General features: G+C 42.2%; 13 protein-coding genes. 4 read left to right on the top strand and 9 right to left on the bottom strand.

What is annotated here, in order from left to right:
- Window positions 1-177 precede the first annotated feature (177 nt).
- From bepA to wrbA, 3 genes are read left to right on the top strand one after another with little or no spacing between them, the layout of a single operon-like run.
- Window positions 178-1,644: a beta-barrel assembly-enhancing protease gene (gene bepA, locus F9817_RS02300; protein ID WP_161153349.1), complete on the top strand. Its 1,467-nt coding sequence runs from the start codon at window positions 178-180 to the stop codon at window positions 1,642-1,644.
- An 18-nt stretch (window positions 1,645-1,662) separates the two neighbouring features.
- On the top strand, window positions 1,663-2,013 hold the full coding sequence (gene arsC / locus F9817_RS02295) for an arsenate reductase (glutaredoxin) (RefSeq protein WP_161153348.1): 351 nt from the start codon (window positions 1,663-1,665) through the stop codon (window positions 2,011-2,013).
- Window positions 2,010-2,597: an NAD(P)H:quinone oxidoreductase gene (gene wrbA, locus F9817_RS02290; RefSeq protein ID WP_161153347.1), complete on the top strand. Its 588-nt coding sequence runs from the start codon at window positions 2,010-2,012 to the stop codon at window positions 2,595-2,597. The genes arsC and wrbA overlap by 4 nt, the downstream gene beginning before the upstream one ends.
- Before the next feature lie 124 nt (window positions 2,598-2,721).
- Here the strand turns inward: wrbA and F9817_RS02285 are convergent, their stop codons facing one another.
- Window positions 2,722-3,957, bottom strand: a complete 1,236-nt coding sequence (locus F9817_RS02285) for a DUF2066 domain-containing protein (protein ID WP_161153346.1) — start codon at window positions 3,955-3,957, stop codon at window positions 2,722-2,724.
- 215 nt (window positions 3,958-4,172) lie between these two features.
- Between F9817_RS02285 and F9817_RS02280 the strand changes: the two genes are divergently transcribed.
- On the top strand, window positions 4,173-5,411 hold the full coding sequence (locus F9817_RS02280; RefSeq protein WP_161153345.1) for a uracil-xanthine permease family protein: 1,239 nt from the start codon (window positions 4,173-4,175) through the stop codon (window positions 5,409-5,411).
- Window positions 5,412-5,462: 51 nt separating this feature from the next.
- Here F9817_RS02280 and ybaK read toward each other — a convergent pair whose 3' ends face one another.
- From ybaK to hemA, 8 genes are all read right to left on the bottom strand, one after another.
- Window positions 5,463-5,939, bottom strand: a complete 477-nt coding sequence (ybaK, locus tag F9817_RS02275; protein WP_161153344.1) for a Cys-tRNA(Pro) deacylase — start codon at window positions 5,937-5,939, stop codon at window positions 5,463-5,465.
- 113 nt (window positions 5,940-6,052) lie between these two features.
- Complete coding sequence (gene ushA / locus F9817_RS02270) at window positions 6,053-7,717, bottom strand: bifunctional UDP-sugar hydrolase/5'-nucleotidase UshA (RefSeq protein WP_161153523.1); 1,665 nt, start codon at window positions 7,715-7,717, stop codon at window positions 6,053-6,055.
- A gap of 226 nt (window positions 7,718-7,943) precedes the next feature.
- Window positions 7,944-8,795 carry a 3-deoxy-8-phosphooctulonate synthase gene (gene kdsA, locus F9817_RS02265; RefSeq protein ID WP_161153343.1) on the bottom strand — a complete coding sequence of 284 codons (852 nt, stop codon included), beginning with the start codon at window positions 8,793-8,795 and terminating at the stop codon, window positions 7,944-7,946.
- A 20-nt stretch (window positions 8,796-8,815) separates the two neighbouring features.
- The gene (locus F9817_RS02260; RefSeq protein ID WP_161153342.1) at window positions 8,816-9,625 is read right to left on the bottom strand and encodes a SirB1 family protein; all 810 of its coding nucleotides are present in this window, start codon (window positions 9,623-9,625) and stop codon (window positions 8,816-8,818) included.
- 16 nt (window positions 9,626-9,641) lie between these two features.
- Window positions 9,642-10,025: a SirB2 family protein gene (locus F9817_RS02255; protein WP_161153341.1), complete on the bottom strand. Its 384-nt coding sequence runs from the start codon at window positions 10,023-10,025 to the stop codon at window positions 9,642-9,644.
- 11 nt (window positions 10,026-10,036) lie between these two features.
- Entirely contained in the window at window positions 10,037-10,885 is an 849-nt protein-coding gene (gene prmC / locus F9817_RS02250) for a peptide chain release factor N(5)-glutamine methyltransferase (protein WP_161153340.1), read from the bottom strand.
- Window positions 10,886-10,888: 3 nt separating this feature from the next.
- Window positions 10,889-11,977, bottom strand: coding sequence for a peptide chain release factor 1 (prfA, locus tag F9817_RS02245; RefSeq protein WP_161153339.1), 1,089 nt, complete (start codon window positions 11,975-11,977; stop codon window positions 10,889-10,891).
- Window positions 11,978-11,998: 21 nt separating this feature from the next.
- Entirely contained in the window at window positions 11,999-13,267 is a 1,269-nt protein-coding gene (hemA, locus tag F9817_RS02240) for a glutamyl-tRNA reductase (RefSeq protein WP_161153338.1), read from the bottom strand.
- Window positions 13,268-13,568 lie beyond the last annotated feature (301 nt).

Here is a 13,568-nt window from a genome sequence, read left to right as displayed (position 1 = left end):
AAGAATTTAAGCAAAAGTAACGATTAATCATTATGATATGTTAGGTCTAAGAAGTCTTTTTTAAACGTAAAGCACCTAAGCAATATCGTAGGCAAGTGCTTTGTAAAAAAGCAAAGAAACCTTTACGGTTGCATAGTGTCAAAAAATAGAGTTGGATGAGGAGCTATACCCATAATTATGTTTGCTAAACGTACCCGTTCTTTGCTCTGTTTATACACGGCAACTGCATTTTGTTCGCTCAATCCAATGCTGAGCTACGCTGAGGGAAATGAGTTGCCTGACATTGGTACTGTTGCAGGAGCAACTCTTTCGATAGACCAAGAGCTACAATACGGTGATGCGTATATGCGTATTATTCGAGGTACTCAGCCGGTCATTAATGATCCAGTCATGAGTGAATATGTCGATACTCTGGGTCATCGCTTAGTCTCTCATGCACAAAACGTAAAAACTCCTTTCCATTTCTTTTTGATTAATGATCAAGAAATTAATGCTTTCGCCTTTTTTGGCGGCTACGTGGCGTTACATTCCGGCTTGTTTCTTTATACCCAATCTGAAAGTGAATTAGCATCGGTGATGGCCCATGAAATATCTCATGTCACCCAACGCCATCTTGCCCGCAGTATGGAAGACCAAGCGAAACAAACGCCTGCGACTATTGCAGCTTTGGCTGGTTCATTATTACTCGCCATTGCCGCGCCAACGGCAGGTATCGCGGCGATAACGGCAACCACTGCAGGCAGCCTGCAAGGCAGACTGAACTATACTCGAGCTTATGAAAAAGAAGCCGACCGTTTTGGCATGCAGGTCTTGGCTAAATCAGGTTTTGATGTGATGGCAATGCCTCGTTTCTTTAGCCGTCTAGCAGCAGAGTCTCGTTATTCCAGTAAACCACCTGAAATGCTATTGACTCACCCATTACCGCAGTCACGTATTACAGATAGCCGCGAACGCGCCCAAAGTTATCCTCAAATTCATCCCAAAGCTTCATTACGTTTTAATTTGGCACGAGCTAGGGCAATCGCTCGGTATGCAGGATTGAGTGAACAAGCGGCATTAGCTTGGTTTAATAGGACAGAACAAAAAACGGCCCCTTCCGTTGAGTCAGCGTTCGAATACGGCAAAGCACTTGTTTATCTAGACAATAAAAAGTTACAGCAGTCTGAAAAAATTCTGTCTAAACTGCTAAAAAGCGATCCAGACAACGATTTCTATCTTGATGGAATGTCAGATTTATATTTAGCACTAAAACAAGCACCTAAAGCACAAGCTATGCTTAAAAAAGCACTTGATGAAAATCCGGATAACTCAGTATTACTCATTAACTATGCAAATGTGTTGTTGAAAGAAGAAAAATATGAATCCGCGATCCAAGTGTTACATCGGTACACTCACGACCACCCTGACGACCCTAATGGCTGGAGTTTGCTGTCTGAGGCCAGCAGTCGTTTGGGTAATAGTGAAGAAGATTTAGCGGCTAGGGCTGAGTTACTCGCGTTGAAGGCACAATGGAATAAAGCCATTCAGTACTATACTCAAGCCAGCCAAATAGCTAAGCTAGGAAGCTTAGAGCAAGCTCGATATGATGCTCGTATTGATCAGCTTATCGTGCAAAGAGAACGCTTTATGGCTCTGCAAAAATAGAAGCAATAGGAAGATACTATGTCAGTCGTTATCTATCATAACCCTCGATGTTCCAAAAGTCGTGAAACTTTAGTCTTATTAGAAGCCAATAACGTTAAACCTGAAGTCATTAAATATTTAGAGACGCCACCTGATTTAGCACAGTTGAAACATCTCTATCAGCAGTTAGGCTATACAGAAGTGCGTAAAATGATGCGGACTAAGGAAGAACTGTATAAAAGTCTTAATCTCGGTGATTCATCCGTTTCAGATGAAGATTTGTTTAACGCCATGGTCGAACATCCCAAATTAATTGAACGTCCCATCGTGGTGGCTAACGATAAGGCTCGCATCGGTCGCCCACCAGAAAGTGTATTAGAGATTTTATGACCACTAAGATAGTCGTCCTCTACTACAGTCGTCATGGTAGTACTTTATCAATAGCGAGACATATCGCGCGGGGGGTGGAATCCATCCCCGGTTGTGAAGCGCTCTTGCGCACTGTAGAAGATATTTCCAATGGTTGCAGACCACATCAAGATCCGATCATTCATTTGAACGAACTCAAAGAGTGCGATGGCCTTGCTTTGGGCAGTCCGGTCTGGTTTGGCAATATGGCAGCATCATTAAAACACTTTTGGGATCAAACGACATCATTATGGATAAGCGGCGATCTCATTGATAAACCTGCATGTGTTTTTACTTCGTCATCAACATTACATGGCGGTCAAGAGACCACCCAAAACTCAATGATGCTGCCCCTGTTACACCACGGTATGATGGTGTTAGGCATTCCATACTCAGAACCAAAACTTCATACAACAGAACGGGGCGGAACACCCTATGGTGCAAGTCATGTAACGCTGGGAAATAAGAAACCCGTTTTAACAGAAGATGAGATAACCCTTGCTCAGCAGTTAGGGAAACGTATCGCAACGATTGCTCAGCATCTAAAAGGGATAAAAACTATCTAATCTCGATTCCATTCTAAATAAAGTAGCATCATAGCTGCTCTATGATGGTTTAAGCATTTGGTTTAATTTGGGACAATAAAAAAAGAGCCAACGGCTCTTTTTTTATTGTGCTTATATTCTAGTACTACTCTTTCCATTTGAAGTAGAGCGTACTTGGCACCTTAGCCAACTCATCATCTGCTGTAGCGCCCTGCTCTGTTTCACTACTACTTGTAATCTCTGTATTGTTACTCGCATTAGTTGCGTCGGGGGTTGCTTGAGCATTATTAGCCACAACGGCAGTATTATCGGTGTCCGTACCTTGAGGGGCATTAATACCAGAACCAATCACGTAACCAAAATCAGGTACGGTCTCCCCGCTTGACACAGTTTGAGTATCAACTTTATCCACTAACTTGGTCCGTAACACTTCTTGCTCAAAGTTTTCCGGTGTGGCCAATAGATGTACCCGATATTGCACATCATCACCTTGGATTCTGACGATATCTAAAGCCGCAACAGAACTCAGAGATTTTAAACTTTTCTCTAACGTAAAAAATTCATCAGCATTTTTTATTGCCGAAAAATCGGCAACCACAGACTCCGATGATTGACTTGAAATCAACACCGCATTTTTCTTAGCAAAATATTGGCTAACATCATTCACAACTTGATCAATGGGCTGTTCGCCAGAAGCCTGACCAGTAATAGGCTCTTTCGCATCATCCATCATCTGCTGACCACTTTGGTCATAAAGGGTCCAGTTAATGGCGTCGTCTTGAACACGAATAACTAACACGGCGTCGGTTGGATAACGCGAACTAGCTTGAGCAATAGGCCCAGTAAAATCCCCCCATAAATCCGAGGTTTCTATTCCGGTAATATCGTCAAAGTCCCCGACAGGAACAGTCAAGGGCAAACCGCGCGCTTTTGCATCTTGCACCAATGTTTTAAGAGGTTCTGAATCAGAATGTTCCCAAGCAATTGTACGGTCATAGTTCTTATCTTCCACCAGCCATACTAATACATTTGAACGGTATGCAGGCCAGAACGGTAACTGAGCTTGAGTTAATAGCGAACGGATGTGCGGCTCACTAAAACCAAGCGTCATAGTTTCCTGACCATTATCATCATTGCTACTAATTTGAGTAAGATAGCGGCTATTATGTTGCAACGCTTTCTTAACGACATCATTATCAAGTGATGATTTATCTCCAGTAGCACGAACAATGACTTGCTCCATACCTTGAATACGAGCTTGATCATCTGATTCATCGTTTTGTTGGTCTAACACCACTTCTGTTTGATACAGATTCACCTTGGTAAGGGCTGCAGCAGGCAATGATACGAGTCCCGCTAACAACAAAGCTAAATAGCGCATAAGTTTTGTAGGTTTCCTATAAGTGAAGTTTGATGATAAGCAACTATCACGGACCTAGCAAGCGATGGGCATCAGGATAACGTTAAAATTTACTGGCTAATTGACAAATTCCATTAATGAACAGAGAAAAGATAATTTTCCTAATATTGAATCTGGCAATCGATTACAGAAATGATAAGATCTTGAGAATTTTGTTCTTTATCAGGGAATTTACGATGAAAAATGCCATTCTAGGCGCTCAAATGCTGTTTGTTGCATTTGGGGCACTGGTTCTAGTGCCGCTACTCACGGGGTTAGATCCTAACGTCGCTCTTTTCGGTGCAGGTGTCGGCACCCTCCTTTTCCAATTAATTACTCGCCGATCCGTTCCCATTTTCCTCGCTTCCTCTTTCGCCTTTATCGCTCCAATCCTTTACGGTACAAAAACATTTGGCATTGCTGCCACCATGGGTGGTTTGGCCGTCGCAGGCCTTGTCTATGTCATTTTAGGCGCATTTATCAAAGTAAAAGGGGTAGGATTTATTCATCGCTTGTTACCGCCCGTCGTCGTTGGGCCTGTAATCATGGTGATCGGCTTAGGGCTTGCCCCTTCAGCGGTAAATATGGCGCTAGGACGGTCGGGAGATGGAACCCAAATCATCGATGGACATATTGCACTTTGGGTATCACTAGCCTCGTTGTTAACTACCATTATTGTGAGTGTATTTGCTAAAGGATTCTTTAAACTCATTCCAATTTGTGGCGGCATTTTAGTGGGATACGCTGTTTCTCTTTACTTTGGTATCGTCGATTTTTCACCAGTAACCAAAGCTGCATGGTTTGCATTACCCAACTTCACCTACCCGGAATTCAATCTCAATGCGATACTGTTCATGATTCCTGTTGCTATTGCTCCAGCGGTAGAACATGTGGGTGATATCATCGCTATTTCAAACGTCACAGGTAAAGACTATCTGAAAAAACCAGGACTGCATCGCACCATTACCGGTGACGGGGTTGCCACAATGGTCGCCACATGCCTTGGTGCTCCACCTAATACTACCTACAGTGAAGTGACTGGAGCTGTCACGCTCACCCGAGCGTTTAACCCTGTAATAATGACTTGGGCAGCCATTACATCGATCATTCTCGCTCTAGTCGGAAAATTAGGCGCTCTATTACAAACCATCCCAATGCCAGTCATGGGTGGGATTATGTGTCTACTCTTCGGTTCAATCGCAACAGTTGGTTTAAATTCACTGATCAAACACAATGTCGATCTACATAAATCTCGCAACCTGGTGATTGTCGCAGTCACTCTTGTATTTGGTATTGGTGGAATGGCATTTGATATTGGCGGTTTCAGCCTGCAAGGCGTTAGTCTCTGTGGCATCGTCGCTATTTTGCTAAACCTAATCTTACCGAAAGATTTAGGTGAAACTCACGTCGTCGATAAAGCCGAAATTGACGACTAACGACTCGTTGGTAAAGATAGAAAGCCTTCAAATGAAGGCCTTCTATCTATTTTAATCTAAGCACAAATTAACGAATTCACCACGCGTCAATTTAGCTAAATCCGCTGGCGCTAATTCGATTTCTAGGCCCCTTTTCCCCGCACTGACACACATGGTATCTAACGCCTTCGCACTCTCATGAATAAAAGTCGGTAACGATTTTTTCTGTCCTAATGGACTAATACCACCAACCACATACGCCGTCGTTTTTTCAGCGATAGTCGGGTTAGCCATTTCCGCTTTTTTTGCTTTGGCAGCTTTTGCTGCTAACTTTAGGTTCAATCGATGATCAACAGGAATCACCGCTACAGCAAGATGCTTTTCTTCGCCATTAAGGCAAAATAGTAACGTCTTAAACACCGTTTTTGGGTCTTGTCCTAATAGTTCTGCCGCCTCTTCACCATAGCTTTCTGCATTCGGATCGTGTTCGTATTGATGTACGGTGTGAACAATTTTCTTCTTTTTGGCTAAATTGATTGCAGGCGTCATACCTATTCCTAACTAGACTATTTTTACCTTTAACAATAAAAAAGGCAGATTACTGAATATATTCAGTATAACTCTTCCTTTTAATAGTTTAAATGACCTTTTAAGTCAATTAGTTACAGCTTATAAATAATTTCACCATGTGGAATATATTGGCTTGCATCAACTGGGCTATGGCTATGTAAATAAGCTTTTAACACTTCAGCATCAACAAAACCTGTATCTACGAACCCTTTATGATCAGTGATTTTAGGATAGCCATCACCACCAGCGGCATTATAGCTTGGTACGCTAAATCGGTAGGTTTTACTTGGATCAAGCGGTTTTCCATGAATCTTCACTTGAGATACACTGCGTTTTCCCACTACCATAGAGATACCAGCAAACTGTGGGTAGGCGCCTGAATCAACAGGTTTTGTTGCCACCTTATCTAAATATTTTTTAACATCTGAACCTGACATATCAATGTAAGTAATGGTATTGCTAAATGGCTGAACCATCAGAACACTTTTATATGTCACATCTCCCGGTGTAATTGAACTACGTACACCACCAGAGTTCATAATCGCAAAATCAGCTTTCGTACGCTCCATATGAGCAGTAGCAATCAAACGACCAAGGTTAGTTTGATGGAAACGAACCACTTTACGATCGCCTTCCAGTTTACCCGTTACCGTGGCAACTTTTTGTCCAAGTTTAACCTGCCCCTTATCTTGATATGGCTGAAGCAGTTTTAACATAGCAGGATCTTGCGGTATTTCTTGGGTTGCATACACGCTTTTCGATTCGCCATTAACCTGAACCTTTTTCTTCAAGTTAACCGGTATCAAATGATAACTAACTAAATTGACTTGCCCATTATGAAACTCATAATCAGCACGGCCAACATATTTACCCCATTCAAATGCTTGAACAATTTCGATACCATTTTCTAAATCGGGCTTACACATATCACCAGGTTGGTAATTCACCTTAATATGCGATTTGTCCTGCATACATACTGCATCATGCGTATGACCACCAACAATCAAATCGATATCTTGTTTAGGTAAGTAACGAGCAAGAGAAACATCGCCTGGTGCATTGATACCATAGTGAGCATCATCGTAATGCCCCATATGAGCAACCGCGATAATCATATCAGGATGTTCCGTTTCCTTAAGTTCAGCCACCAATTTTTTAGTTTCAACTTTAGGGTCACGAAAATCGAGGTTTTTTACATAATCAGGGTTACCGACTTTAACCGTGTCTTCTGTGGTTAAACCAATTACCGCAATTTTAATCCCTTGTTTATGCAAAATAATGTAGGGTTTAAATACGCGTTTGCCGGTCGTTTTATTGTAAATATTCGCTGACAACATTGGGAAATGCGCCCAACCCTGCTGTTTTGCTAACACGGAAAGAGGATTATCAAATTCATGGTTACCGATCGCCATTGCATCGTAACCCATTAAATTCATACCTTTAATATCAGGTTCTGCATCCAACAAATCGGATTCTGGAACCCCCGTATTCACATCACCTGTAGATAGCAATAATACGCTACCACCTTCTGCTTTAACCTCTTTACGCACACGATCTATGATTGTCTTACGTGCCGCCATACCATATTCGCCTTTGGCATTTTGCCAGAAGTGTCCATGGTTATCGTTGGTATGTAAGATGGTGAGTTTATAGGTTTTATCCGCCGATAACGTGTGAGCTGACTGTTGAGCACAACCGGACAGTAATGCAATCACTGCAGCACTAACGGCTGCTTTTTTAAATAAAGAACTGTTCATCATTATCCCTTGAAATATTTATACCACTGCTGCTTCAATAGAGTTGAATGACTTTTTGGCGTCTAATCTCTATTGATTGGTTTATTGTGACATACAGAGAGGTGTTTGAGGCACTAAAAATCATCACTAAATTTTATGGGTGGTATAAATTCAAGTTTCAGTTCCTTCAGAAACAAAAAGACCATGACTTATCAGCCATGGTCTTTTACTTATTTAGCATAATCAATTATTTAATATCGATTTCACTAAAGCTTTTGATGAGATCATCAAGCGCTTTCATCTGAGCTAGGAATGGCTCCAATTTATCTAAAGGTAAAGCAGATGGACCATCACAACGTGCTTGATCTGGGTTTGGATGCGCTTCAATAAATAAACCGGCAATACCTGTTGCTAAACCAGCTTTAGCCAATTCAACAGTCTGTTGACGACGACCACCAGAAGCGGCACCTGATGGATCACGCATTTGCAGCGAATGAGTGACATCAAAAATAATTGGGCTACCTTTAGAGGCATTTTTCATCACACCAAAACCAAGCATATCAACCACAAGGTTATCGTAACCATGGCAAGCACCACGTTCACATAGGATCACTTTATCGTTGCCACATTCAGCGAATTTTTCAACAATGTTACCCACTTGACCAGGGCTCATAAACTGCGGTTTTTTCACGTTAATCACCGCACCAGTTTTTGCCATTGCTTCCACCAAATCAGTCTGACGAGCAAGGAATGCGGGTAATTGAATGACATCAACAACGTCGGCTACAGGTTGAGCTTGGGCTTCGTTGTGAACATCGGTAATGATTTTAACGCCAAAAGTATCTTTGATTTCTTGGAAAATTTTTAACCCTTCTTCCAAGCCAGGACCACGATAAGAATGAACAGAGCTGCGGTTTGCTTTATCGAACGAAGCTTTGAACACGTAAGGAATTCCAAGCTTCTCGGTTACTTTCACATAGTGCTCACAAATCTGCATAGCAAGATCGCGTGATTCAAGCACATTCATTCCAGCAAATAGGGTAAATGGTTTATCATTCGCTACTGGAATATCGCCAACATGAACAATTTTCTGTTCCATCTTTTTCTCTCTTTTGGTGTTTAGTGCAAAGTCACATCTGAGTGACTCAATGCATTCACTTGAGTTTTCAATAATTCTGCAGCGGGATCATCCGGACAATGCTCAATAAAATATTGATAGTCGGAAATCGCAACTTGATTACAGTCTAACTGCTGATAGATGAATCCACGATCACGAATCTCATAGGGATCATCAGGGACAAAGGTCAAAGCTAAATCAGTGCAACGTAATGCTAACGTGTAACGCTCTTCACGCAATAATGCACTTTTAAGTAATGCCAACCAACGACCAATAATCGTTGGATGATCAGCCTCTTTAAGGTGTTCTGGTTTTAATTTACTCAGCGGTCCTTTAAGACCAATTAACCAAGCCTGCAACGTATGTTGTGAGACATACTCACCAGAAAATGGATTAATGTATTGAGGCGCTTGCTCTGGCCAACTAACACGCACTAAAAACTGGGTGGGGAAATTAATCCCTTTAAGAGGAAAGCCAAGCTTAGTACCAAAATACAACAGTAACGCACCTAAACTAACCGGAACACCTTTACGACGTTCCAATACTTTATCAATAAACGCATTACTCGAATCAAAATACGCATCACGATCCCCCCTAAACTTCCATTCTTGATAGAAGAGGTGAATGAATGCATCAAAGCGTTGTTGTTCGTTGTTTTCATTGGCTAATGCGAGCTTTGCTTCATCCAAAAGACGTGCCATTTCCGTTTCGGCCCATTCCACTCGCGTGTCAGAGTTAATTGCATTATTGAGTGCAAGAGCACCGTCAACTAACTCCATATTGTCAAAGTCATCATCGGATAAATTTAACATTTACATACTCTGTTTATTAGCTAAAAAACATTGGTAGTTTGGTAACAGCAATTTTTCCTGCCATTGCTAACCAACCTAATGCACCAAGAAATGCGAAAGTCCGTAGCATTTTATTACGCCCAATTTTTAGGGCAAAAACACCTAAAACAATATAAACGACTACGCATGTCAGTTTATCCAGCATCCAAGGAGCAGCTGGAGTAAAAGGAATAAAACCAGTGACAAAAATCAGTCCAACACCGCTTAGTAATAGAACGGTATCCACAATATGGGGGAATACTTTTAAAAATTTGTGCTGTAATTTATCAGAATCCATCATCATCAAAATATAGCGAAGCGTAAGTAGAAAGACGCTGACAGCGATGGCGATTAAGTGTAAATATTTTAGAGAAACGTACATTGCTCTTCCCGTTATAATTGATATTGTCCCAGTGTCACGCGATCTTGCCCCGCGTAATCTTTTTCAGTAACGACGCGACTATAACCTAACTGCTCAAGAATGGTTCTAACTGCATTGCCTTGATCATAACCATGTTCGAACAGCAACCATCCTCCATTTTGCAGATAATCACGAGCTTTATCGCTGATAGTTTTGATGTCTGCTAACCCGTTATCTTTCGCCACTAATGCACTGATTGGCTCAAAACGAACATCACCTTGCGTCAAATGTGGGTCACTTTCTTCAATATAAGGTGGATTTGATACTATCAAAGCAAACTTTGTACCATCAGTGATAGGTTCAAACCAACTTCCTTGCAGAAAAGTGACATTGGATAGGTTTAGGCGCTTACTATTTTCAGTAGCAAGTGCTTGAGCTTCACCACGTAAATCAACCCCAACTAAGCGGCGTTGCGGCAATTCTGACGCTAAAGCTAACGCTATTGCCCCTGTTCCTGTACCTAAATCTAAGATATCACCAGCACAATCAGCCGCTTTATCTAAGGCTAGTTCAACCAAGCGTTCAGTATCAGGACGAGGAATCAGAGTTGATGGTGACACTTTCAATGGTAACGACCAAAACTCACGCTCTCCGATGATGTAAGCAACAGGCTCTCCAGTCACTCTTCGTTCCAACAAAGTGTCAAAACTTTGTTGCTGAGCACTATCTAGTGTTTTATCTGGCCAAGTAAAAAGATAAGAACGCGGTTTTTGTAGAGCGTGGCAAAGAAGTACCGCAGCGTCAATGGCAGGTGAAGTACTGCCGCTGGCAGCAAGTTGAGAAGTTGCCGCCTTTAAGGCGGCATCGATCGTATTTGACATGAATTAGTTTTGTTCAGCTAACGCGGCTAATTGGTCAGCTTGGTGCTCTTGAATGACAGGTTCAATTAGACCTTGCATATCCCCTTCCATAACTTCGCTTAAACGATAAATAGTTAAGTTGATACGGTGGTCTGAAACACGTCCTTGAGGATAGTTATAAGTGCGAATACGGTCACTACGATCACCAGAACCCAATAAGTTACGGCGAGTATCTGAAATCTCAGCAGCACGCTTTGCTTCTTCAGCTTGAGCAATACGAGCAGCCAATACTGACATTGCTTTCGCTTTGTTCTTATGTTGTGAACGTTCATCCTGACACTCAACGACTAAACCGGTCGGCAAGTGGGTAATACGAATGGCAGAATCGGTGGTGTTAACGTGCTGACCACCAGCCCCCGATGAACGGAATGTGTCAATTCGTAAATCCACGGAGCGGATTTCTGGAATTTCTGCCTCGGGAATTTCAGGCATAACCGCAACGGTACACGCTGAAGTATGAACTCGACCTTGTGATTCAGTTTCTGGGACACGTTGCACGCGATGACCACCCGATTCAAATTTTAGAACCCCGTAAGCACCGTCACCCACGACTTTCGCGATCATCTCTTTGTAACCGCCATGTTCAGCTTCATTCGATGACATGACTTCAATTTTCCAACCTTTCTTCTCTGCAAAACGGCTATACATGCGGAACAAGTCACCGGCAAAAATACCCGCTTCATCACCGCCAGCACCAGCACGAATTTCTAAGAAACAGTTGCGCTCATCGTTTGGATCTTTTGGCAACAATAGAATCTCTAGTTCAGCAGTCAAGTTTTCGATTGACTCTTCGGCTGCTTGAATTTCTTCTTCCGCCATTTCACGCATTTCAGCGTCATCTTCCTTCGCCATGTCTTGCGCAGCAACAAGATCTTCTTGAGCCTGTTGATACGCTTGGAAACACTTAGTGATTTCCTCGAGTTGCGAGTACTCCTTAGATAGAGCACGGAACTTATCTTGATCCCCAATGACATCTGGATCGCCCAGAAGCTGTTGAACTTCTTCGTAACGTTCCACAAGGGTTTCAAGCTTTACTAAAATCGACGCTTTCATAGTTTCTTCTTTAAACTCGGGTTAACTTATAATTTTTGGATCGTCTAAACCTAGACTCTCTCTGATCACTGCTAATTTCGCTGGCTCGCCTTGCTCAGCCGCACTCTGCAAAGCTCTGGTTGGTGCATGAATCAACTTATTGGTCAATTTATTACTGAGTTCGATTAACAGTTTTTCCGGATCAGCACCGGTTTCTAAAGCTTGTAGACTTTTGGTCAATAGTTCTTCGCGGATATCGTTAGCATTTTGACGATATTCGCGAATACTATCAACGGCTTGTAGAGAACGCAGCCAAGTCATAAATGAGGCGCTTTCTTCGCTAACAATCGCTTCAGCTTGAATGGCTTCTACTTTTCGCTGCTCCATGTTGCTATCAACAATCGATTGTAAATCATCGACGGAATAGAGATACACATCACTCAATTCACCAACCTGAGATTCAATATCGCGTGGTACTGCAATATCAACCAGCAACATAGGTTGATGTCGACGAGCTTTTAACGCGGTCTCAACCATACCTTTACCAATAATAGGTAATGGGCTAGCCGTTGAACTAATCACAATATCGGCCGCCGGTAAATAGTCAGGAATTTCATTCAATGTAATCACTTCACCACCGAATTCTTCAGCCAATCCCAGCGCCCGTTCTTTAGTACGATTAGCAACGATGATACGTTTGCAATTATGGCTTGCTAGATGTTTTGCTACCAATTCAATCGTTTCACCAGCACCAACAAGTAACACAGTCGCATCTTCAAGCGATTCAAAAATATGTTTAGCTAGAGTGCAAGCTGCATAAGCGACAGATACCGCGTGACCGCCGATTTCCGTTTCAGTCCGTACGCGCTTAGCCACCGAAAACGCTTTTTGAAATAATTTTTCTAATGCAGGATCAACGGCGCGCTGCTCACGGGAGTCCGCATACGCCTGCTTTACCTGACCCAAAATTTGTGGCTCGCCTAGAACTAGCGAATCTAAACCACATGAAACACGCATCAAATGGCGAATAGCCGCTTGCTCTTCATGCAAATATAAGCTGGGTTTAATGTCTTCCAATTTCACATCATGGAACTGAGATAGCCATTCAATGATTTTGTTTTTACTGGTGTTTTTAACGTCACAATAAACTTCAGTGCGGTTACAGGTCGATAAAATGACCCCACCATTCACTGATGAGTTGGTCGATAGTTGCTTAAGTGCATCTTTCAGTTTCTCTGGACCGAAGGCAACTTTTTCTCGCAATTCAACCGACGCTGTATTGTGGTTAATACCAATAGCAAGTAAAGACATCGATAGAGGATTCTCTGGTAAGAAAATTGATCAGGAGCAGAATTTTACTTGATGCCTAACGTGATTGAAAGCCTGTTTCCAATTTGTTTTTCACCGCTTTCTGACATCAATGTTATAGTTTATACCCAAAATAGGCTGGAGTCGTGTTCCACATTTATAATTCTACGGTTGCTTATCTGCCATGAGTTTTTTAGGATTCGACACGCTGCATATGTTGCGCCCCAGGCTTGTGATGGCAACTAAATATTAGCGAGCACTCATATTTTAGACCCTATTAACCTATCTATATATACTTATATAC

It is taken from the genome of Vibrio eleionomae, from assembly GCF_009874545.1.
Taxonomy (GTDB): Bacteria; Pseudomonadota; Gammaproteobacteria; order Enterobacterales; family Vibrionaceae; genus Vibrio; species Vibrio nitrifigilis.
This window is presented reverse-complemented; position numbering and strand designations above follow the sequence as displayed.

Excerpts from the sequence above, each read along its gene's own strand:
- F9817_RS02285 (WP_161153346.1), bottom strand. The coding sequence starts at position 3,957 with ATGCGCTATTTAGCTTTGTTGTTAGCGGGACTCGTATCATTGCCTGCT.
- hemA (WP_161153338.1), bottom strand. The coding sequence starts at position 13,267 with ATGTCTTTACTTGCTATTGGTATTAACCACAATACAGCGTCGGTTGAA.
- prmC (WP_161153340.1), bottom strand. The coding sequence starts at position 10,885 with ATGTCAAATACGATCGATGCCGCCTTAAAGGCGGCAACTTCTCAACTT.
- bepA (WP_161153349.1), top strand. The coding sequence starts at position 178 with ATGTTTGCTAAACGTACCCGTTCTTTGCTCTGTTTATACACGGCAACT.
- prfA (WP_161153339.1), bottom strand. The coding sequence starts at position 11,977 with ATGAAAGCGTCGATTTTAGTAAAGCTTGAAACCCTTGTGGAACGTTAC.
- F9817_RS02280 (WP_161153345.1), top strand. The coding sequence starts at position 4,173 with ATGAAAAATGCCATTCTAGGCGCTCAAATGCTGTTTGTTGCATTTGGG.
- F9817_RS02260 (WP_161153342.1), bottom strand. The coding sequence starts at position 9,625 with ATGTTAAATTTATCCGATGATGACTTTGACAATATGGAGTTAGTTGAC.
- ushA (WP_161153523.1), bottom strand. The coding sequence starts at position 7,717 with ATGAACAGTTCTTTATTTAAAAAAGCAGCCGTTAGTGCTGCAGTGATT.
- F9817_RS02255 (WP_161153341.1), bottom strand. The coding sequence starts at position 10,025 with ATGTACGTTTCTCTAAAATATTTACACTTAATCGCCATCGCTGTCAGC.
- kdsA (WP_161153343.1), bottom strand. The coding sequence starts at position 8,795 with ATGGAACAGAAAATTGTTCATGTTGGCGATATTCCAGTAGCGAATGAT.
- wrbA (WP_161153347.1), top strand. The coding sequence starts at position 2,010 with ATGACCACTAAGATAGTCGTCCTCTACTACAGTCGTCATGGTAGTACT.
- arsC (WP_161153348.1), top strand. The coding sequence starts at position 1,663 with ATGTCAGTCGTTATCTATCATAACCCTCGATGTTCCAAAAGTCGTGAA.
- ybaK (WP_161153344.1), bottom strand. The coding sequence starts at position 5,939 with ATGACGCCTGCAATCAATTTAGCCAAAAAGAAGAAAATTGTTCACACC.